The 22071-nt window shown below is 63.8% G+C and carries 17 protein-coding genes and 1 pseudogene; 9 read left to right on the top strand and 9 right to left on the bottom strand.

The genetic code is table 11. The features are described 5' to 3' along the window. Window positions 1-87 precede the first annotated feature (87 nt). The 5 genes and pseudogenes from ACP4XC_RS14915 to ACP4XC_RS14895 all read left to right on the top strand — a co-directional run bounded on the left by ACP4XC_RS14915 (window position 88) and on the right by ACP4XC_RS14895 (window position 6252). Entirely contained in the window at window positions 88-600 is a 513-nt protein-coding gene (locus ACP4XC_RS14915; protein WP_427170984.1) for a (2Fe-2S)-binding protein, read from the top strand. Then, a complete protein-coding gene (locus ACP4XC_RS14910) occupies window positions 597-2966 on the top strand; it encodes a xanthine dehydrogenase family protein molybdopterin-binding subunit (protein ID WP_427170982.1) in 2370 nt (789 codons plus the stop codon). Before ACP4XC_RS14915 ends, ACP4XC_RS14910 begins: the two co-directional genes overlap by 4 nt. Beyond that, window positions 2963-3817: an FAD binding domain-containing protein gene (locus tag ACP4XC_RS14905; protein ID WP_427170980.1), complete on the top strand. Its 855-nt coding sequence runs from the start codon at window positions 2963-2965 to the stop codon at window positions 3815-3817. Before ACP4XC_RS14910 ends, ACP4XC_RS14905 begins: the two co-directional genes overlap by 4 nt. A 20-nt stretch (window positions 3818-3837) precedes the next feature. Next, complete coding sequence (locus ACP4XC_RS14900; RefSeq protein WP_427170978.1) at window positions 3838-4557, top strand: SRPBCC family protein; 720 nt, start codon at window positions 3838-3840, stop codon at window positions 4555-4557. A 448-nt stretch (window positions 4558-5005) separates the two neighbouring features. Then, window positions 5006-6252, top strand: a pseudogene (locus ACP4XC_RS14895) (IS256 family transposase). 28 nt (window positions 6253-6280) lie between these two features. Here the strand turns inward: ACP4XC_RS14895 and ACP4XC_RS14890 are convergent. Further along, window positions 6281-6406, bottom strand: a complete 126-nt coding sequence (locus ACP4XC_RS14890; RefSeq protein WP_427170569.1) for a hypothetical protein — start codon at window positions 6404-6406, stop codon at window positions 6281-6283. Between the two features lie 22 nt (window positions 6407-6428). Next, window positions 6429-7463, bottom strand: coding sequence for an IS110 family transposase (locus tag ACP4XC_RS14885; RefSeq protein WP_427170571.1), 1035 nt, complete (start codon window positions 7461-7463; stop codon window positions 6429-6431). A gap of 328 nt (window positions 7464-7791) precedes the next feature. On the opposite strand from ACP4XC_RS14885, the gene ACP4XC_RS14880 reads away from it, so the two are divergent. The 4 genes from ACP4XC_RS14880 (at window position 7792) to ACP4XC_RS14865 (ending at window position 14445) form a co-directional block, all read left to right on the top strand. Further along, window positions 7792-9063, top strand: a complete 1272-nt coding sequence (locus ACP4XC_RS14880) for an IS110 family transposase (protein WP_427170573.1) — start codon at window positions 7792-7794, stop codon at window positions 9061-9063. 888 nt (window positions 9064-9951) lie between these two features. After that, complete coding sequence (locus tag ACP4XC_RS14875; RefSeq protein WP_427170976.1) at window positions 9952-13092, top strand: hypothetical protein; 3141 nt, start codon at window positions 9952-9954, stop codon at window positions 13090-13092. A 320-nt stretch (window positions 13093-13412) separates the two neighbouring features. Then, window positions 13413-13799 carry a recombinase family protein gene (locus ACP4XC_RS14870; protein WP_427170973.1) on the top strand — a complete coding sequence of 129 codons (387 nt, stop codon included), beginning with the start codon at window positions 13413-13415 and terminating at the stop codon, window positions 13797-13799. Between the two features lie 109 nt (window positions 13800-13908). Beyond that, on the top strand, window positions 13909-14445 hold the full coding sequence (locus ACP4XC_RS14865) for a hypothetical protein (RefSeq protein WP_427170971.1): 537 nt from the start codon (window positions 13909-13911) through the stop codon (window positions 14443-14445). A gap of 1503 nt (window positions 14446-15948) precedes the next feature. Here the strand turns inward: ACP4XC_RS14865 and ACP4XC_RS14860 are convergent. The 7 genes from ACP4XC_RS14860 to ACP4XC_RS14830 form a co-directional block, all read right to left on the bottom strand. After that, on the bottom strand, window positions 15949-16578 hold the full coding sequence (locus ACP4XC_RS14860) for a 2'-5' RNA ligase family protein (protein WP_427170969.1): 630 nt from the start codon (window positions 16576-16578) through the stop codon (window positions 15949-15951). Between the two features lie 300 nt (window positions 16579-16878). Then, the gene (locus tag ACP4XC_RS14855) at window positions 16879-17274 is read right to left on the bottom strand and encodes a substrate-binding domain-containing protein (protein ID WP_427175121.1); all 396 of its coding nucleotides are present in this window, start codon (window positions 17272-17274) and stop codon (window positions 16879-16881) included. Continuing rightward, a complete protein-coding gene (locus tag ACP4XC_RS14850) occupies window positions 17274-17606 on the bottom strand; it encodes a hypothetical protein (protein ID WP_427170967.1) in 333 nt (110 codons plus the stop codon). The genes ACP4XC_RS14855 and ACP4XC_RS14850 overlap by 1 nt, the downstream gene beginning before the upstream one ends. Window positions 17607-17644: 38 nt before the next feature. Beyond that, window positions 17645-17821, bottom strand: a complete 177-nt coding sequence (locus ACP4XC_RS14845) for a LacI family DNA-binding transcriptional regulator (RefSeq protein WP_427170965.1) — start codon at window positions 17819-17821, stop codon at window positions 17645-17647. Between the two features lie 82 nt (window positions 17822-17903). Next, window positions 17904-19748: an ABC transporter permease gene (locus ACP4XC_RS14840; protein WP_427170963.1), complete on the bottom strand. Its 1845-nt coding sequence runs from the start codon at window positions 19746-19748 to the stop codon at window positions 17904-17906. Then, window positions 19745-20782 (bottom strand): ABC transporter ATP-binding protein, encoded by a 1038-nt coding sequence (locus tag ACP4XC_RS14835; protein WP_427170961.1) that lies wholly within the window; start codon window positions 20780-20782, stop codon window positions 19745-19747. Before ACP4XC_RS14835 ends, ACP4XC_RS14840 begins: the two co-directional genes overlap by 4 nt. Window positions 20783-20879: 97 nt before the next feature. Next, complete coding sequence (locus ACP4XC_RS14830) at window positions 20880-21950, bottom strand: extracellular solute-binding protein (RefSeq protein ID WP_427170959.1); 1071 nt, start codon at window positions 21948-21950, stop codon at window positions 20880-20882. Between the last annotated feature and the right edge of the window lie 121 nt (window positions 21951-22071).

The raw sequence follows: 22071 nt of genomic DNA, 5'->3' as shown, positions 1-22071 counted from the left end.
CTAACCTCCTCCTTGGAGTAACCTGTGTCACATCAGGACTGGATGCCGGGCAGTGATGCTCGTCCTCCAATGCGACAGGAGATCCCAATGGCGAGTTCCAAGACGATCACCGTCGAAGTCGATGATGTGACCTACACCGACAATGTCGAGCCCCGATTGCTGCTGGTCCAATACCTGCGCGAACGGCTTGGCAAGACCGGCACATTGATTGGCTGCGACACCACCAACTGCGGCGCCTGCACGGTCCATCTGGACGGCGTCAGCGTCAAATCCTGCACCATGTTCGCGGTTCAGGCAGACGGCCACAATGTCACGACCATCGAAGGCCTGGCCCGGGACGGAAAACTCGCCCCGCTGCAGCAAGCCTTCCACCAATGCCATGCTCTGCAATGTGGCTTCTGCACGCCTGGCATGATCATGCAGTCGGCGTCCCTGCTGGCGGAAAACCCGCACCCCACCGAGCAGGAAATCCGGAACGGCCTGGAGGGGAACCTGTGCCGGTGCACCGGGTACCAGAACATTGTTGCCGCGGTCCAGGCCGCGGCGGACGGCACAGTTTCCTCGGACAGCGACAAAACGGAAACGGCAGGTGTGGCATGACCACCACTGAGGTCGGCAGGGCCCGTCTCCGCAAGGAAGATGCCCATCTCATCACCGGGCGTTCCAGGTACACCGATAACATCACGCTGCCCGGCATGCTCCATCTGGCCATGGTGCGCAGTCCTTTCGCCCACGCGAAGATCACCTCGGTCGACGCGTCCGCTGCGAAGTCCTCACCCGGCGTCGTTGCCGTGCTCACCGGAGCCGACGTGGCCGACCAACAGGGAAGCCTGCCCAACGCCTGGCCGATAACGCCGGACCAAAAGGCCCCGGCTCACCCGGCCATCGCCGTCGACGCGGTGGCCTTTGCTGGCGAGGTGGTTGCTTGCATCATTGCCCGCAGCGCCGCCGCCGCCCGCGACGCCGTCGAGCTGGTCGACGTCAGCTATGAGGAACTGTCGGTCGTCCTGGACCTGGAGGAGGCATTGAAGGATGAGGTCCTGGCCCACCCGGACCTGGGCACCAACAAGTCGGCTACCTGGGTGTTTGACTCGGGCGAGGCGGGCACCGGCAAACCGATCGCCGAGGCGCTCGCGGGCGCCGAAGTCCTCATTGAGCGTACATTTCACCAGCAGCGGCTCATCCCGGCCTTTATGGAGCCCCGATCGACAGTGGTGGACCCCACGGGTGAGCAGATCACCATGTGGTCGGCCACCCAGATACCCCATATTCTGCGGCTCATGCTGGCGCTGACCCTGACCATCCCGGAAAGCAAAGTGCGCGTGATCGCCCCCGACGTCGGCGGCGGCTTCGGCGGGAAACTGCAGGTGACCCCCGAGGAGGTCATCACCGTGCTGGCAGCGCGGCACACCGGCAAGCCATGCAAATACACCGAAACCCGCAGCGAATCCCTGATGGCGGCCCACCACGGCCGTGCCCAAGTGCAGAAGGTGAAGCTCTCGGCCACCAAGGACGGGATCGTCACCGGGCTGGACGTTCATCTGCTGGCGGACATGGGCGCCTACCTGGGCCTGGTCACCTCCGGGATCCCGATCCTGGGCGCCTTCATGTACAACTCCATCTACAAGTTCCCGGCCTACCGGTTCGAATGCACCAACCTCTTCACCAACAAGGCGTGGACCGATGCCTACCGCGGTGCGGGTCGCCCGGAAGCGACCTTTGCCATCGAGCGCTTGATGGACGAACTCGCGGTCGAACTCGGCATGGATCCCCTGGAGGTGCGGAAAAAGAACTGGATCAAGCACGAGGAATTCCCCTTCACCACCGTCGCCGGGCTCGAATATGACACCGGCAACTACGAGGCGGCCACGGCGAAGGCCGTGGAACTCTTTGGCTACGACGAGCTCCGGGCCGAGCAGGTGCGGCGGCGCGAAGCGAACGACCCGGTCCAGCTAGGCATCGGCATCTCGACTTTCACCGAAATGTGTGGCCTGGCTCCGTCCCGGGTGCTCGGCGCGCTCAGTTACGCCGCCGGCGGCTGGGAGCACGCCCAGGTGCGGGTGCTGCCCACCGGCAACATTGAGGTGGTCACCGGCTCCTCCGCCCACGGCCAGGGCCATGAAACCGCGTGGAGCCAGCTCGTGGCGGACAGGCTGGGCGTACCGTTCGAAAATGTCGAAGTGCTGCACGGGGACACCCAGACCTCCCAGCGGGGCATGGACACCTACGGCTCCCGGTCGCTGACCGTCGGCGGCATGGCAGTGCTAGCCGCGGCGGACAAGGTGATCGAGAAGGCCAAGGTTGTGGCCGCGCACATGATGGAGGCCGCTGAAGAGGACATCGAGTTCGCGGACGGCAAGTTCAGTGTCAAGGGCACCGAGCAGTCCACGGCGCTCGGTGAAATCGCCTTCGCCACCTTCTCCGCGCACAACCTGCCGGACGGGTTTGAGCCCAATCTGGATTCGGACGCCACCTTCGACCCGCAGAACTTCTCCTTCCCGCACGGCACCCATCTGGCCGCCATGGAAGTGGACACCGAGACCGGGCAGGTCACCATCCGCAAATACGTTTGCGTGGACGACGTCGGGGTGGTGGTCAATCCGCTGATTGTCGAGGGCCAGGTCCACGGCGGCCTGGCGCAGGGAATCGCGCAGGCCCTTTATGAGGAGGCCGTGCATGACGATGCCGGCACCCTGGTCACAGGCTCCTTTGTGGACTACCTGGTGCCCGGCGCGCCGGATCTGCCGCACTTCACGACTGCGCGCACCGAGACCCCTTCCACCACCAACCAACTGGGGGCCAAGGGAGTCGGGGAGGCGGGAACCATCGCCTCGACGCCCGCCATCGTCAACGGTGTGCTCGACGCCGTGCGGCATCTGGGCGTGAAGGACATCAAGATGCCCTGTTCGCCGTCCCGTGTATGGACTGCCCTTGAAGAAGCCAAGATGACCGGAGGTGTGCAATGATTCCGAGCGCATTCGACTACGCCGCGCCCGCTACGGTCGCGGAGGCGCTGGGCGTGCTGGCCGACGCCGGCGATGACGTGAAGCTGCTGGCCGGGGGGCAAAGCCTGATCCCGGTGATGAAGCTGCGCCTGGCCGATCCGGCGATGGTGGTGGACCTGGGCCGGATCGGCGAGCTTTCCGGGGTGCGCGACGACGGCGATGCACTGCTGATCGGCGCCATGACAACCCACCACCAGATCGCCACCGACCCGATGATTGCCGCACATGTGCCGTTGCTTGCCCAAGCCGCGGCGACGGTGGCCGATCCACAGGTGCGCCATCGCGGCACGTTCGGTGGCGCTTTGGTGCACGCCGACCCGGCGGGCGACCTGCCCGCGCCGGTGCTGGCCGCGGAGGCGACATTCATCCTTGCCGGTCCGGACGGTGAACGCCGGGTGGCAGCGGCGGACTTCTTCCAGGGCTACTTCACCACCGCCGTCGATGACGGCGAGATCCTCACGCACATCCGCGTGCCGAAGTACACCGGTTGGGGCGCACGGTATGAGAAGTTCACCCGGGTGGCCCAGCAATGGTCCATCGTCGCGGTGGCCGCGATGGTCCGGGTGGAAGGCGGCACCATCGCGGAGGCCCGGATCGGGCTGACCAACATGGCCAGCACGCCCCTGCGGGCCACCGCCGTCGAACAGGCACTGGCGGGTGCTCCGTTGACCCTGGAAGCGATCGCCGCCGCCAGCGCACACGCGGCCGAAGGGGCCGATCCTGCCAGCGATCTTAACGGGGACGCGGCCTACCGGCGCCACTTGGCCGAGGTTTTGACAAAGCGGGCCGTCATCGCGGCCGCCGGGCTCTAGAAGATCACGGCGGGATAGACGTGGAACTCAAACACCGATTCGTGGTTCCCACTTCGCTGGAGGACACTTGGCATTCCTTCAACCAATTGGAAGACATCGCGCCCTGCTTCCCGGGAGCGACGCTCACGTCCGTTAACGGCGAGCAATTCACCGGAACGGTCAAGGTCAAGCTCGGGCCGATCGCCATGATCTACACCGGCACTGGTGAATTCCTTGAACGCAACCAGGAAACGCACACAGTGGTCATTTCGGCCACAGGGAAGGACAAGCGCGGCAACGGCACGGCGGGCGCCACGGTGACGGCGGTGCTGGCGCCTGACGGCGACGGCACCTCCGTGGATGTGACCACCGATATGAACGTCACAGGCAAACCCGCCCAATTTGGCCGGGGCGTCATCCAGGACATCTCGGACAAGTTGCTGGGCCAGTTTGTCCAGTGCGTGATCGGGAAGGCGGGCGACGGAGCCGCCGGAGCCGTTGCGCCGGCCGGACCCGGGGCCCACGGACCGGTGGCGACTGCCGAGCCCGCCTCCGCAGTCCCGGCGGCATCGGCAGCCCGGCCACCGGCGGCCCCTGTGCCCAGAACACCGTCCGCGCCGGCGGCCGAATTGGATCTGGGCTCGGCTGCAGGGCCGGCGCTGATACGCCGTTTCGGCCCCGCAGCGCTCTGCGCCGCCGCCCTTGCCCTGGCCATCTGGCTGCTGAGGCGACGCCCTGAAGGCAATACCCGCGCGCAATAGCAAGGCCCGGTTCCCTTTGCATTGAAAGGGAACCGGGCCTTGCTATTGCGCGGGCCGGAGCGGTTCGCGCTTTCCGCGACGTGCGGGGGAGTACCTGGTTTCGCACCAATCGCGGAGAGCTTCAAGAACTCTCAGTCGATGTATTCCACCAATATGGACTTAGCCTTCCATATTTCGTATGGAACCTCTTCGAGCGTCGAATCCAATTAGCCGAAGTCGCGGACGCGGTATCAAGGACACGAACTGAGGCCGGTCTTGATCCCGCGCCAGCAGTTCTAATCCAAGGACTGCTGCCCTGACGCGCGTGCGCGTCCGATGGCGCCAAGACGGTAGTGCCCACTAGCGTGGTGTAACCGGCCCCGAGGGGCGTGTTGCCAGATGCGAAGGCGGTCACCGCGTGATCCTTGGAAATGACAGTCCAATGTCTTTCCTGAAGGAGAACTCCGCGATGACCGCACCCCATTCTATCGATCCGACGCGTTTCCTTTCCGAGCAACTCGACCAGGCGTCCCCGGACCTGCTGCGCCAGATGCTCCAGACCTTCGTTACCGCGCTGATGGGGGCGGAGGCCGACTCCGTCTGCGGCGCCGGCTACGGCCATGCCTCCGCAGAACGGGTGAACTCCCGCAACGGGTACCGCCATCGCGACTTCGACACCCGTGCCGGGACCCTGGACCTCGCCATTCCCAAGCTCCGCCAGGGCACGTATTTCCCCGGCTGGCTTCTCGAGCGCCGCCGCCGGGCCGAGGCGGCCCTGACCAGTGTGGTGGCAACCTGCTACCTGCTCGGCGTCTCCACCCGTCGGATGGAGAAGCTGGTCGAATCCCTGGGCATCACGCGCCTGTCCAAGTCCCAGGTCTCGATCATGGCCCGGCCCGGGACCTGGACGAACAGGTGGAAGCGTTCCGGACCCGTCCTCTGGACGCCGGCCCGTACACGTTCGTCGCCGCGGATGCCCTGGTCCTGAAAGTCCGCGAGGGCGGGCGGGTCGCGAACGTCCACGCCCTGGTCGCGACCGGTGTCAACGCCGACGGGCACCGGGAAGTCCTGGGGATCCAGGCGACCAGCAGCGAGGACGGGGCCGGCTGGCTCGGCTTCTTCCGTGACCTCACCGCCCGTGGACTGTCCGGGGTCAAACTCGTGACCTCCGACGCCCACGCCGGCCTCGTGGCGGCGATCGGCGCGACCCTGCCCGGAGCGTCCTGGCAGCGGTGTCGAACCCATTACGCGGCGAATCTGATGTCCCTCACGCCCAAGACCAGCTGGCCCTGGGTGAAAACCCTGCTGCACAGTGTTTACGACCAGCCCGATGCGGATGCCGTGCACGCCCAGTTCGATCGGGTCCTGAACGCGTTGGAGGAGAAGCTGCCCAGGGTCGCGGACCATCTGGAGGCCGCCCGGGCCGACGTGCTCGCGTTCACCGTATTTCCGAAGGAGACCTGGCGTCAGATCTGGTCCAATAACCCCAAGGAACGCCTCAACCGGGAGATCCGCCGCCGCTCCGATGTCGTCGGGATCTTCCCCGACCGGCAGGCCCTGATCCGTCTCGTCGGCGCCGTGCTCGCGGAGCAGCACGACGAATGGATCGAATCCCGCCGCTACCTCGGACTCGACGTACTGAGCCGCTCACAGCAAGCCGGAACCACCACAGAAAAGGAGGACACCAGCCCCGAACTCGGCGCGCTCAGCGCCTGAGAAAACCGAGGATCACGCGGCAACCGCGTTACACAGAGATGATGGATTCGGCTCCGGCGTCGGCGTGACCCGAAATTACACGGACGCCCGCGAGGGCTGTCTTGGAGTGGATCTGTCCGTCGTCGCCGGAGTTTCCGCGGGCCGGGCAGGCCATGACTTGTCAGCGCCTCTGTGTGTCAAGCCGCCAGTTTTTGGGCGTGGTTGTGGTCGTGCAGGATCCGCCTGTAGAGGACATTGGAGAGGCGTCGTTTGAGCGCCCTACGGGCTTCGCGGGGTGTTTTTCCTTCGGCGGTTTTCTTCAGGTAGTACTCCCGGCCTGGTCCGGGGTCACGGCTTTGGCAGACGGCCATGGTGTGCAGCACGGAGTTGAGCTGCCGGTTTCCTCCGGTGTTGAGTCTGTGACGGTTTTGTTGGCCGCTGGAGGCGTCCAGGGGTGCTGTTCCGGTGTAGCTGGCGAAGTGTGAGGCGCTGGGGAATCTGGTGATGTCGCCAACGTGGCCCAGGAGTTTCGCCGCGAGGACGACGCCGACTCCTGGGATTTCCTGCAGTGTCGTGGCGGATGCGGCCAGGGCGTCGCGGGTTTGTGCCTCGTTGTTTTTGATGGCTGCATCGATGCGCCGCAAATCGGCCAGCAGTTCCCGGGCGAGCTCGCGTCTGAGCGCATCGGTGGCCGTCGCCGGCCGGATGGTACGCAGCGCGGCGGCAGCCTTGTCGGCGCTAAGGCCGGGCTCAACTCCTCCGGGTATGAGCTCGCGCAGGAGCCGGTGCAGACGGTTAAGCAGCCGGGCCCGTTCGTGGCCAAGGTCTTCACGGCGTTCGGCCAGCAGCCGCAGAATCGTGCTCTGGTTCTCGGCAGCGACCGGGCGCAGATTCTCCTGCCGGAGTGCAGTGACGGCAACAGCAAAAGCATCTGCCGGGTCGCTCTTACGGCCACCGCCGGTGGAGAGGACTCTGACCTTCATGGCCAGTGTCGAGGGGACATCGACCACGGACTCCCCGCCTGCCACAAGGATCTGAGCGATTCGGCGCCCCAGGCCGTTGGCGCCCTCGATGGCGAATCTGCGCTCGGGCCATTGGGCGGCCCAGCCCAGCAGTTGCTTGGCAGTGCCTGCATTGACCACGAAACGCCGCACCGCGAGCTGACAGCCCGTGGAATCGATGGCTGAGGCGGTGATGGAGGATTTGTGAGGGTCGATGCCAATAACGATCATGTCCGGGGTTCCTTTCGCCGATGTCGGTGATGGATCACCCGTGGCGGGCACCCTGACTTGAAGTGTTTGCATGCCTCTGTCGAGCCACGCCCCGGGCGGGTGTCAGCGGCGCGGCACGCTATCAGTGAGCCAACCCGGACAACCGGGCGGCAAGGAGCTTGCGGACCTGTGCCGGCTGACACCCTGGACGCTACAAGACTGCAGATCCCGCGGCATCCCACCACCATGGAACAAGTCAGGAGCCTGACCGGAAAGTCGTCTCGCCTTTGTGCTGTCTGCCCCACCCGGCCCGCGGTGACATTGTTCACCGCAGGAAGGGAATCCGTCTATGACGAGCATGACAGCCGTTACTCCAGCCGCCGGCCTCTCCGCACCGCAGGGCCTTATGGTCGCGGGGATCGACACGCACAAGCACACTCATCACGTCGCTATCGTCGACCCTCTCGGCCGTCCTGTCGCGGACCGGGAGTTCCCGACGACGCCCCTGGGTTATGCGGGGATTATCGATTTCCTCCGACTCCACGGGCAGGTTGATCAGGTCGGCGTCGAGGGCACCGGTTCCTATGGCGCCGGCATCGCACGGGATCTGAGCGCTGCGGGATTCACGGTGGTCGAGGTGATGCGGCAAAACCGGCAGGCTCGCAGGTTGCGTGGCAAATCGGACCCGATCGACGCGCACCAGGCCGCGTTGGCGGTGCTCACCGGTGCCGGCGCCACCGTCCCGAAGACGGCTGACGGCCATGTCGAATCGTTGCGGATCCTGATCAGCGAACGACGCTCGGCAGCCAAAGCGAAGGCGCAGACGATGAATCAGATCCAGGCGCTGCTGATCACCGCGCCAGAGCCGGTGCGGACAGCCTACCGCGCACTGGCCGGCGTCAAGCTCGTCGCCACGCTCGCGCGCACCAGGCCCAGCGCCGGCAGCGGATTCGATCCTGAGCTGGTCGCCCGGCAGACACTCAAACGGTTAGCGTCCCGCTATCTGGCCCTCCAAAACGAGATCGATACCATCGAGGAACAACTCAACCCGATCGTGCGTGCCGTGAACCCGACACTGCTGTCCCTCAGCGGCGTCGGAACGGTCACCGCAGCGACGCTTCTGGTCGCCGCCGGCGACAACCCGGAACGATTGGCGACCAGGTCCTCTTTCGCCGCCCTGGCAGGCGTCGCGCCCCTTCCCGCCTCGTCCGGGCAACGGACCCGTCATCGCTTGTCTCGCGGCGGGAACAGACAAGCGAACGCCGCCCTCCACCGGATCGTGCTGCTGCGCAGGCGACACCATGAACCCCGCACCATGGCATACTTCGCCCGCCGCCGCGCCGAAGGACTCACCGATCGCGACATCACCCGCTGCCTCAAACGCCACATCGCGAACGAGATCTACGCCGCTCTCCTCAACCCGGGCAGGGACAACCCTGTCGGCCGAGAACTGCGCATGGAACGGCAACGCCTCGGGATCCCGATCAGCGTGCTCGCCGCCACGCTCAGCGTCCCCTACCAGCGACTCCGACGACTTGAAATCGGCATCCGCGCCGACCCCGAACTCGAACAACGCGCGACCCGCGCTCTCACGCAAATCACCACACAAACCGCCGCTTGACAGCAATAGGAGCATCCACGCATTTGGACTTGACCCCTGTTTCAGGCTTCGGAGGTGAGGTGGGGCGGTAGGTAACCGTCGCGAATGAGCGGAAATACCTGCCGGGGTACGGGTTCCGAGCCGTGACCCTGCTGACGGACAGGGGCAAGGTGGAGCTGGCCGCGAGCCCCGAGTCATTGGACAGGCTTGCAGAGGTCGTTCGGTCGGGTCCCGCACAGCCGGCTTTCTGAAGGTGCCCCGGCTTACTGTCCGGCAAGAGAAGCCGTCATGGTGAGACTCATAGAGATAGCAAGACCTCACGGGGGTGAGTCTCTCGTGGAGGCGAAATAGGTTCACTAATACGACCGGATCACTGCTGGAGAGACCCCGTTTTTAGCGAACCAGCGTCCGCAAGGGCCCGGTTAGGGATCCTTGGGTTCTTGCGGTGATGGCAACACTTAGCGGATGGGTGTTGTCATGGCGAGGTATTCAATTTACGCAAGACCGGATCTTCTGCAGCGTCCAGCTTAATTATCAGTTTTTTCATCGAGCCCGTCAGTCTCCGGGATTCTCCCCGTTGTCTCATCTAAGTTGTCAATGTGGGCAATGACCGGCTGGGGGATACAAGCGTTTCTCGGCAGTTGGAATCGGTCCAAGATGGCTGCGGAAGCTCGTCCTCGCTGGATATGATTCGCCCTTCCCGCCTTCTCGGATCTCGAAGCTGGCGATGAAAGCAGAAAGTTGAGGAATCGGGTGCAGACACAACCGTTGAGACCGCCACCGGACCCACGCCGCATTCGGATCAGCGATCGTCTGAGAAGGCTGGTTGGCCCAGGAGCGGTCGCTTTTTACAGCGATGCTTGCGATCTGATGGAAAACTACTCACGGCTTCACTCTACGAGCCATCTCGTGAGTCACCTCATTCGAGAAGTTGAGTCCGCCCTCCGTGCTGTTCTTGTCCCCTTGGCTCCAGAAGTTCCGGGAAGGGGAGAGAGCGAAAACCACAAGCGGAGCATCGCCGCGATCATCTCGGCGCTCGACATTCCTTCGGCGGACCCGGTGGGCAAGGAGTGGCTCAAGCAGGCGGGCAGCTATCAGGGACGGGCGCATCGTCGCAACCTCGCGGAACCGGCCCCGTTCAACGATGCATTCATTCAGTACTTCGATGACTTCCAAGGAATCCTCGATTACGTCCTGGACAAAGCCGAGGCCAAATTCGCCGCGATAATCGTCAAGTTGGACGAGCTGGCTGTGAAGACCCATCCAGTGGCGGAAGACGTCGGGTTCCTCCTGACCAGCGTCCCCCAGAGCCCAGTTACCCTCGGGCGCTTCTTCGAGAGGATTTCGGATCCCGCTTGGTTGCCGCTGCTTCGAAGGAAAGACGTTTTCGCAAAGCCACCAGAACCCGAAGAACATGACGGTACCGTCAGCTTTCCACCGTGGCCACCGATGCAGTACCTGCTCAAGATGGCACCGATCATGGCCGTCGAGGTCACTGAAATCGTCCGGAACCTTCCCGCGACCGGCAACGCTTCCGTCAACGCGCAACTCGTCGCCGTCGCCCGCGCGCTGCCCACAGACCGCTCGGCCGAGCTCCTTCCCCGGCTGATCGAAACCCTCGACTCCCAATACCGTCTCGTCTTCCCCGACCAGCTCGCCGAGTTGATGGCCTCCTTCACCATTGCGGGCGACACCACATCGGCCCTCAGGTTGGCCCGAAGCATGCTGACCTTCGATGACCCCGAGGAGGATGAGCAGGACGGGGCCTCGCCGTCGCGATCGCGCCGAGAACCCGTGTTGCGGATCGACGAACACACCTACGGCGAGATCCTCCATCGCCACATGCCACCCCTGGCCGCCGCGGCAGGCGTGGAAGCGATCGAACTGATGGTAGAGCTTCTTGAGATTTCCATCATCGACTCATCATCACCTCACATGATCGAGTCCCGCGAAGACCACTCGTCAATCTGGCGGAAGGCGATCAGCTCGGGGGGCTTGGGCCACGACCACGACACCAAAAACCAGCTCACGACAGCGCTGCGCGAGAGCATCGCGGCCCGGGTGTCCCAAGATCCAGAAGACCTCCAACGGATCGTGGGCATGCTCGAGGCCCGCGGGTGGCCGATCTTTCACCGGCTAGCCCTCGACCTGCTGTGCCAAAACGTGCCTGTCGACGGCACCATTGTCGGGGAGCGCCTCACGGATCGTGCCAACTTCGACGACGCCCAGCTCCGGTCCGAGTACGATCGGCTCCTGTCTGCCCGTTTCGAGGAGCTCGACATCGAGGACCAAGCGAAAATCCTCACGATGATCGAGCAAGGGCCGCCCGGCCTCGACAGTCACGCAAAGTGGGTGCGCGAAGCACACGGGTATGAGCCAACGCCCGAAGAGCTGCAAACCTACATGGAAGTTTGGCAAAGGGACCGGCTCTCGCCCATCGCGGATGATCTTCCCGACGGATGGGGAGCTCGATACGACGCGCTCGTAGCCCGCAACGGACCTCCGCGACCCCGCACTCCCGCCGTCGGCGGAGGCGGTTTCATTTCCGAACGCAGCCCGGCCACTCCGGAAGAGCTCGCGGCGCTCGAGATCGACGAACTGGTCAACTACCTCACCGCGTTCGAACCTTCCTCTGAGTTCCCCGGGCCGTCCAAACGTGGACTCTCGCTGACCTTGACGGACGTCGTCGCCGCGGAACCGGATCGCTACCTGGCGGCCGGCCGACGGCTAGGTGACCTCGCCGTTGACTACGTCCAGGCGATCGTCAACGGCGTCCAGCGTGCCGTGAGCAATGGGAAGGAAATCAATTGGAATCAGGTGCTCGACTTGTGCGAGGCGATCGTCGATCATCCTCGGCCACCCGCCACCGACGAGGGCAGCGACAATGGCTGGGGCTGGGCACGGCTCGACGTGATGCGGCTACTGTCTCAGGGGTTCGCCTCCTCGAACCCGCCAACCGATAATCATCGTCGCCGAATCTTCGTCGTGATCGCGACGGTGGCTAGCGATCCCAACCCCTCGCCTGACGACGAGGAACGCTACGGCAGCTCAAATAACAGCCCAGACCTATCCCTCAACTGCGTTCGCCCGCGGGCGATCGAGGCGGTAATGCGGTACGGAGTTTGGGTTTATCAGCGTCACCCCAACGATGCATTCATTGAAGTCACCGAACTGGTCGCCAAGCATCTCGATCCGCGCGAGGAACCTTCGGTGGCCGTACGTTCAGTTCTCGGCTCCCACTTCGGGAACTTGGTGGCGTTCAACCAGGAATTCGCGGCTCAGGCGGCAAGTCGCGTCTTCCCTGATGACGAACGCTATCGGGCCCTGTGGGAGGCGGCATGGGGTGGGCACCTCGCGCGTGGCATGCCGAATCGACCCACCTGGAAAGCGTTGCAAGCGCAGTACGCCCTTGCCGTCGCCCGGCTGGAGGGGGAGGGGGATGATGGTCACAAGCACGGCCGAACTCGTGCTCTCGGGAACCATCTCGTGCACCTCTACTTGGCAGGCGAGCTTCGGCTCGAAGATGGACTCATTGCCGAGTTCTTCGACAAAGCCGACGAAGAGGTTCGCCGACAGATCCTGGAATGGATCGGTCGTTGGCTGGCCGAAGAGGACACTTCTTTGGAGCCGCCACTCCTCGACCGTCTGCTGGCCCTGTGGGACAGCCGGATAGCAGCCGCCCGTGCAGCTCCTACTAAAGAGTTGTCGGCGTACGGCTGGTGGTTCTGTTCCCCCCGACTGACAACTGACCGACGCGTTTGCGGGCTGCGAGATGCCCTCGCATTATCCGGGTCAGTTGAGCCCGCCCACCTGGTCGTCGAGCACCTCGCCGCACTCTCCTCGGAGGATCCGAGAAGCGCCGCGGAACTGCTGGTAGAGATGGTGAACCGTGAAGAGAATGGGTGGCGATTTGCGCAATGGGACGAAAGCGCTCGGACGATCATTCACAATGCGCAGGCCAGTCCCTTCGCCTTCGCCCAAGAGGCAGCGCAACACGCCGCCAGTAGGGCTGCCGCTAGAGGACACCTCGCCTGGCTCGAGTTCGAGTAGGCATCCTTGTCGCGGCACTCCGATGCGACACGACGCGATGCCGACGTCCACCATCGATGCTGGCCATCGTATTTCTGGACTCCTTTAGTCGAGGTCAATCCGGAACTGTCGGGCCCAAGGAGACTGGACAGTGAATCCGGCTGACAGGCTGTGGACCAGCAGGCCTGTAAATGATCTTCGCAAAGACATGGCACCAAGCGATGCAGGAATCGGGGCGCCCGGGCAACGTACGACGGGGCAGCGGTCGCCAGTCTCAGGCCTGTCCGGGCCGTGCTGCGAACACAACATCGTCGCGACCGAGCGTGCGCAGCAGGACTGAAATGTCTCATGAGACACGTGAACTCTACAGAACCGCCGGCCGGCTTCAGCTGGGTCTGTTTGCCAGCCTGGCCGAGTACGAGCGCGAGCTCATCAACGAGCGGGTCCGGGCCGGCATCATGGCGGCCAAGGCGCGCGGTGTCCGGTTCGGCCAGAAGCCGGTCAACCAGGACACGGTCGAAGCCAAGCTCGAGGTGGCACGCCAGCTGCTGTCTAAGGGAAAGACTGCGGAGCGCGCGGCCGAGACGGTCGGCTGGTCCCGGGCCACCCTGTACCGCTACCTCAAGAAGTACGGTGCCGAAGTCCCGGAGCTCGATGACCGGCACGTGGTTCTCGGCCGGGGCAGATCACAATACGCGCACAGTAAACCGCTGCCGCCCAGAGATTAGCACCAGACCGGTGTCAGGATTCACCGAATGACGGTAGGATGTCGCCCGGTTGCCCGTACTACCCCAGGCAACCCGCCAAGTACCACCCAACTTCATGATTGGTCTCATTATGACAAGCATTCTCTCTGCCCTCGGTGCGCTGGGCACCACAGGTAAAGTTGCCGTCGCCGCCGCAGTCATCGCCACGGGCGGGGCCGGCGCGGCCCTGGCTTCAACGACGTCAGACACCACCACGGCGCCGGCAACCTCCACCACCGCCCCGTCAACGACAGCACCCACCGCCGACGCAACAACCGAACCCGCCACTTCGGCCACCGCTGAGCCGACGGACTCCGCGACAGCTGAGCCGACGGAAGCTCCGGAGCCGGCTAAGACGGCACCTGTAACTACCTCGGATCCGACCGATCCGGCATCTGTTCCTTCCACCTACCCCGCACCGCCTGTAAAGGGCAACAGCGAAGTGGCCCACGCTGACGCCGCCGAACACCGCGCGGCCGGCCTGGCCACCGCAGCGGAACACCGCGATGAGCACGCGGCCACCCCGGCTACTCCGTCCTACGGTGGAACCGCAGCTGCCGCTCCGGCAGCGCCCGCGGCAGCCGCCGCACACACCGACTCCGGCCAGCACGGCAAGAGCGGCAAGTAGCACCCCTTACAAAGGGCTCCGGTGCATCACGCTCCGGGGCCCTTTGTGCTGGGCCGGGAGTTGCAGCTGGTACACGTCATGGTTGCACAACCCCTGAGGTGGTCACGAAGATCTGTACAGCATGGGCGGCGTGTCTTCTACGTCGTAGCTAGCCTTGCCGATTCGGCAAACTTAGGGAACGGACGCAACAAACTTCCAATTAGGTTGGCCGCGATGACCCGGTCCCCAGATACATGTCTCCACGGGATCCCGGCGATTCCTGTTGGAAGTTCTTCCAAATAGGTCGACATCTCACATGTGAGTGTGAGGTCGGAGGCTAGTTGGCGGTTCGACCCATTGTTGGCGAAACGGGACTGAGAAATTGGCGAAGACTGGTCTAGTTGGCGGAAGTCTTCCAACTACCCACGCCTCAGGTGCCAACGCTCCGAAGTCCACCGCATGACTCTCCGCAACGTTCTTGGACTCTGATTCGTGGGTTGGGTGTGCTCCTTAGAAGGTCCGGAGCGTCTGGCCTGCAGGGGATCATGGGTGTACCTGGCCCCACCTGGCCCACCTGGCCCACGTGGCAGCCGTGGTCGGATCCAGCTTCGCCTGCATGCTAGTGATCATTGCATGTGTTATTTAGCTGCCGTACTTTGACCTCGGTGAAGTTGGCGGCCGGCTACTTGTACTGATTATTGATTCCGCTTGAAGCCTGACAACCGCAACTCAGACCTTAACAGTCGTCCTTGTCGGATTCGACATGGCGCACGCTGGCGTGGGAGCGTCCTTGAGTGTCCGGGTGGGGTATACCCCAACCGGACGTCAGGACCGCGATCGGCAGTCATGTCAGGTTGGGATGGTTTTGAGGATTTATTGACAACCAGGGGTGCGGATTTTAGGGGTCAACGTGACACTCTTCGTTAGGAATGGAATGTCCGGGCAGTGCATCGGATACATCAGGGGCAGTAGGCGGGAGCGGAACGCTGGGCGTCAGCTCGAGGGTGTCCAGCTGGAGCGGGTCTTCACGGATAAAGCCTCGGGTATGGACATCAAACGCCCCCAGCTCGATGAGCGGACGACCTCCGGTCCCTGGTCCAGAGGTCGACGAAGAAGGGCGTGCGGATCGAGTTCATCAAGGAGCATCTGACTTTCACGGGGATGATTGCCCCTTGGCGAACCTGATGCTCTCGGTCATGGGTGCCTTCGCTGAGTTCGAGCGGGCGCTGATCGGGGGAGCGCCAGCGCGAAGGCATCACCCTGAGCGGGACCCGCGGCGCCTACCGGGGCAGCTGGAGAGGAGTCTGGCCCGGAGCGGTAGGTCAGCGGAGGGAGCGGCCCGGCGCGGGGAGCGGAACACCGCCCTGGCCCGCGAATCGGCATCAGCCGCGACACCCTCTACCAGTATCTGAAGACGGAGAGCTAGAGTCGGGAACGACCGGCGGGCCGTGCGATGCGATCGATGCCGGCAGCCGTGAGTGGCAGATGGCCCCGATGTTTGGGGGCCCGGTGTCAATGGCGTGTTCAGCGCTGGGCTGGCGAAGGCTCATCCGTAATACGGGTTGGCGGGCCGGCCAGCGTCACTGGGGAAGTGGCGTTCCAGGTGTAGGTTCCACGTTCAATGTTTTGGTGCACGGCCAGGAAGTGCATTTCTTTGATTTTCAGTGGTGGTAGGCCGTTTGTGGTGACGTCGTCGGATGCGCGCTGGATGTCTTCGCTGCTGCCATCGGCCAGGCCGTAGCCGAGGCTGATGTGGGGCCGGTTGGGAGCCTCCGGCATTGGTGTGCCGGAGTTGATCGTCCTGGCGGCTGCCGTGCGGACTCCTTCGACTAGTGCCTTCCACTCGGGAGTTGTGGTCCCGCGGGCGCCGAGGGCCCAGTCCTCTGCCTTCGGTGCCGCGAGTTGGATACTGAAGGGCGCTGTGGTTGCCGCCAGTAGTTTCAGCGCATCCATGAATGCCGCGGTTTGTTCCGCCGTGGTGTCTTCGGTACTCACGGCGAACTGCTGAACGGTCGCGTGCAGGTATTCCGCCGGTTGAATTGAGCAGTAGTCGAATTCTTTGAGGATGCGCTGCCGTTTTCCCATCTCGGAGCGCAGGTCATCGTCGGGAAGGACGTAAACATGCAGGCGGTTGCGCAGTGGCCAGAGAGTCATCGGAGTCCCGAAAAATCGTTTCACCGCGCCAGCATAGAAGGCGCCGTTGAACCCGAGGTTAACGTCACCCCCGGAGCGGCCGCACCCAGGGATGGTTGCCACCGTTCGTTGTGCAAGCACCGGGTCGGCGCAGGCTGCCGGCGGGGCGTGGCAGACCAGGTCTCGGGCAGTGGACCCGGGGTGTAAGGATGAACTGCTGTGGCGGTGGGGTTTGTCGGCTTTGAAGCGGGCTTGGTCAGGGGAGTTGACGGGGATGTCTTTTTGGGGGTGCGGCTGTGTTGCCGGGTACCAGCGTTCCGGTTAGGCGCTGTTGAGTGATGGTGGGGGAGGATGTTCTCCTACGAGCCGGCCCATGAGGTCGATGGTGCGTCGAGCCAGTTCGTTCACGGGCAGTCGCAGTGTCGTCAGGCCCATGAGGTCCAGGCCCGGCATGATGCCGTCGCATCCGGACACGGAGACGTCGTTCGGAGCGGAGAGGCCGGCTGAGCGCAGTCCGCGCAGGACCGCCAGTTGCCGGAGGTCCGATGGGCACATGATGGCTGTGACGGCACCGGCGCGCGTTAGTCTCACCGCGGTTTCGACCCCGTCGGGGCCTGTCACGGGAATGGGTGTCACTGGAATTCTTTGTTTGGTCAGTTCTGCTGTCATGGCTGTGCTGCGCACGAACTCGGGATATGACGTGGACTCGGCTGTGATCAGGACGGCGACGTCGCGGTGGCCCAGGGAGATGATGTGTTCGGCGAGCCGGCGAGCCGGCGTCCGGCGTCCGGCTCGTCGTAGGAGAGTGCGTGGATCCTTCCGGTGGGTTCAGGGCGCCCGGCTCTGACGATCGGTGTTCGCCGCTGGAACGGCCGGAGCTGTTCGCTCGTAACGCCGCCGGTCGCCACGATCAGTCCGGCAACCCGCATTCCCACGAGATGGTGCAGGCTCGCTACCTGCTGTTGTCCGCGGTGGTCGTCGCTGATGGGCATGGTCACCAGTGTGAGCCCGGCGTCATGGGCGGCTTTTTGGAGCTCGGTGAAGAGCATGCCGTAGGCGGGGTTGGCAGCATCCCGCAGCAGAAGCCCTATGGTGTTGGATGCCGGGATGCGAGCTCGGAGGCCATGACGTTGGGGACGTAGCCCATGCGTTGGGCTGCCTGGTGGACCTTGCGGCGGGTTTCCTCGGGGACCTTGTTCTGGCCCAGGAGCACACGCGACACGGAGGTGCGGGAGACGCCGGCCTCGGCCGCGACATCGTCCATGGTGTATCTGTGTGCGGGCCTCTCCTGCGTCGTCATAGGTTCATCGGCCGGGCCGGGGGGTTTGATCAAGTGACTGTCTCTGTTAGCGGTGGACCCGGTCTCGGCGGCGGGCCTCCGGAGATGTGGTGCTGTCCAGGGTGTCGGCCTCCCCGGCTGCGGATAGCTGGTGGGCCGCGGACTCGGCCACCGGCCCGGGGTGTGTCCGGACGGGGCGCTTTTTGTGCCGTTTTCCGGAGGTGGAGCGGCCGTAGACGAGGAACATGATGGTGCCGGCCACGATCATCAGCAACACGGTGTAGACGAAGGTGTTGGCAGCTGAGTGAACATCCCCGCCGCTGTCGGTGTTGGCCTTGATTTGCAGGCCGAGGGGCTGGAACAGCGGATGGGCCAGGAAGACGGCGGTGTCGTAGTCATCGAGAAGGCTGTTGAAGTTCAGAGCCGCGATGGCGGCGGCTGCCGGAAGGACGGCAGGCAGGAGGACACGCCGGAAGGTGTAGAGCGTGCCTGCTCCCATGACGGTCGCGGCTTCTTCCATCGATTCACTCACGGAGGCGAAGGCCGCTTTGAGCATTCGAAGCGTGAACGGGATTTTGATGATGACGAACCCGATCAGCATGATTCCTGTTGTGCCGCTGAGGACGATGCCGCCCAGCAGCGGGCTTGGGCGGTCGTAGGTGATGATCAGGCCCAGGGCGATCATGGCGGCGGGCAGGATCCATGGGATGTGAAGAAGGTATTCGAGGACCGAGGTGAGCCTGGAGGGGTACTTTTGCAGGATTCGGGAGACGAACAGCAGGCCGCCGACGACGATGGCGGCGGCGAGGGCGCTGTAGACGAGGCTGATTAGGAACGGGCGCAGGGCCGAGGCCTGGAAGAGGACCCTTGCGTAGTTATCCAGGGTGAACCGGTCCGGTGAGAGGACGCCGGTTTCGATGGCGGATCCGTCGGTGAACGAGTATAGGACGACGAAGATAACCGGTGAGATATAGATGAAGAAGAGCAGGTAAGCGGCGGTGTGGATGATTTTGCTTGCCGTCGGGTTGGTGATTGTCTGCTTCTCGAGCCGGGCTGCGACCTTGGATACTGCATAGTAGGTGCCGCCGCGTTCGAGGCGGGTCATGACCGCCAGCATGATGATGGTGGCGGAGCCGAGAACGATGGCCAGGAGCGCGGCGACGTCGCGGGAGGTGGTCGTGGCGGCGAAGGCGAGAATCATTGGGGTAATGGTTTGGAAGTCCTGGCCTCCGAGGACCTGCGGGGCACTGAGCGCCCCCAGGCCCGTGAGGAAGGAGAGGATGGTCACGGCGAAGAGTGTTGGTTTCAATGCTGGCAGAACAACCCGGCGCAGGATCCTCCAGTGGGAGGCGCCCATGTTCCGGGCCGCTTCGATCGTTTGGTTGTCCAGTCTTTTGAGGGCATTGCCGACGAACAGCATGTGGTTGGTGGTCGTGGCGAAGGTCATGACCAGGAGGACGGCGAAGAAGCCTCCGAACCAGTTCGGGTCAGTCTGGGGGATGAGGCCGGTCACGAGCCGGGTGATCACCCCGTCGGGTCCGTAGATGAATTTGTATCCGGCGGCCAGGACGATGCCGCCGTAGATGAACGTGGTGGCGTAACCGAGCCAGAGCAGGCGCGCCCCGCGGATCCGGAAGTATCCGGTAACCAGCACTATGAAGACGCCCACGATGTTGACCGTGACCGACAGGGCCAGTGCCAGAAGGAAACTGTTGCCGAGCGATCTCATGGCCCGCGGGGAGGAAAGGAGCTTGTCCACTGCGCGAAGGGAGAATGCGCCGTTCGGGAAGAACGTCGCGATCAGGAGGTTGGCGTTGGGCCAGATGAGGAAGGCCGTGACGAACCAGATGAGAACGGCGCCTGCTATCAGGACAAACGGGGAGCGGAGCGTCCTGGAGCGGAGGGCCGTCATGCGGTGGCCTGGTACTGAAGGACGTGGGCCGGATTCAGGCTCACGTGGACCGTGTCGCCGGGCTGCGGGCCCGGATGCCCGGTTTCTTTGATGAGGACCTTGAGTTCGGACCCGTGCGCGTTGACGGTGTAGCGGCTGTGGAGTCCGTGGTAGTTCCGGGCCGAGACGGTGCCCCGGATGCTGATGGTGCCGGCGGCTGCGGGTTCCCGGGGAAGGGTGGTCGTCAGTGCCGGTTTTTCGACTCTCAGGTAGCACCGGCGGGAGGGGTCCAGGTCCGCGGTTCCGGATCGGTTGAGTTCGCTGATGAACTCGGGGCTCAGGGCGGAGCTGTCTCCGATGAAGGTGCACACGAATTCGGTGGCGGAACGATCATAGATTTCCTGGGGCCGGCCGACCTGTTCAATCCGGCCCTTGTTGAACACGGCGATGCGGTCACTCATGGTCAGGGCTTCGTCCTGGTCGTGAGTGACGTAGACCGTGGTGATGCCGACGTCGGCCTGAAGCTGTTTGAGCTCCCCGCGCAGCTGCTGGCGGAGTTTGGCGTCCAGGTTCGATAGCGGTTCATCCAGCAGCAGGATCTTCGGCTCGAGCACCAGGGCGCGGGCGATCGCCACCCGCTGCTGCTGGCCGCCGGAAAGTTCCGTGACGTTCTTGTTCAGCTGGTCTTCGGTCAGGTCCACGCGGCGGGCAATATCTGCCACCAGCCGCTCGCGCTCCGCCTTGCCCGTCCGGCGTACCCGGAGACCGAACGCGATGTTCTCCCGAACGTTCATGGACGGGAACAGGGCATAGTTCTGGAAGACCATGCCGATTTGCCGCCTGTCGCTGGGCAGGTCGGTCACCTTTTGCCCGTCAACATAAACATCACCGCCTTCCGGGTCCACGAATCCGGCAAGGGTGCGCAGTGCTGTGGTCTTTCCGCACCCGGAGGGTCCGAGAAGGGTGAAGAACTCACCCTTTTCCACTTCAAGGCTTAGCTCGGGTATCGCGGTGAAGCCGTCAAAACTTACTCGGACCTTGTCGAAACGGATCATGGGTCACTCTCCAGGTATTCGATCGTCGGGCACAATGCCTCAGGGGCGCGGTGATCGCGCCGACGCGGAAACGGCTCCCGCGTCGGCGCTCATCGGCTTACTTCATGTATTGGAGCTGGATTTTTTCCATCCATGGGCCGAGGTTTTTCTGCACGAACGCCCAATCGATGTCCTGGGCCTTGAACTGCTGATCAATGGCCAGGGCCGCGGGGTTTGCCGAAGGCAGCGCCTTCTGGTTTACCGGCAGCGAGTTGAACTGCTTGGCCCACTGGCCCTGGATGTCGTCCGCGCCAAACCAGTCGATGAATTTCTGTGCCTGAGCCTGATTTTTCGAGCCCTTGATGATGCCGGCCTGTTCGACGGCGTAGGGCACCCCGATGGCGGGAACCACCGCGCCGGTCTTCACTTTTTGGGCCTTTTCCTGGGCGGCTATTGTCGACGATGGCATCTGTCCGTAGTCCGCCTCGCCCTTGGCGAACCGGGCGAACAGATCGACCTTCTTGACCGCCGGGACACCGTTCTGGAAATACTGCTCGACCTGCTTCCATCCCGCATCGCTGACACCCAGATCGCCCTTCTCATCCCGGTAGCGGCTGAGGATGCCGGCCATGACCAGCTGGGTCGTCGCCCCGGAGAGGTCGGTGACCCGTTCGTAGCGGGACTTGTACTGGTCCTTGCTCCATAGGTCCGTCCAGTCCGTCGGTGCCTGGTCCTTGGACACCCTGTCCGCGTCGTAGGTCAGGAGTATGGCCTGCTTCACCAGGGGCCAATAGGACTTCTCGGTTCCGGAATCGCCAAGGCCGCCATCGACATTGGATAACCACTTCGGGGTGTAGGGGTCCAGGACTCCCTCTGACTTCAACTGGGAGAAGTAGACATTGTTCAGTCCGAACGCCACATCGGCCACGGGGTTGTTCTTTTCAGCGATGAGCTTGTTCACAACGTCACCGCCGCCGGCCCCGACGATCTGAATGTCGAAACCGGCTTCCTTCGCTTTTTGCTGGAGCCATTCGCCGCGTCCGTCCGAATTGGAGTTGGTGTAGACGATTAGCTTCCCGTCGGAACCGCCGGTAGAGCCCGACCCGGCGGGGGCCCCACCCTGGCCGCAGCCGCTCAGAAGCAGCATGCTGGCGATCGCCGTCGAAACGATACTCGTAACCTTGTTCATCAGACTCTTTCTCTCGTGGCCGCCGACCCGCGATGGGGTTGACCTCGTTCCGGCGCACTCTATTGGCGAAGAACAATCACTGTTCGGGGGGCGCTCTCCCTCTGGCGCAAGGGCCGGATGC

This window comes from Arthrobacter sp. 92 (assembly GCF_050260325.1).
Lineage (GTDB): Bacteria > Actinomycetota > Actinomycetes > Actinomycetales > Micrococcaceae > Arthrobacter.
Note: the sequence above shows the minus strand (reverse complement) of the source record. Positions and strands in the feature narration are given on the sequence as shown.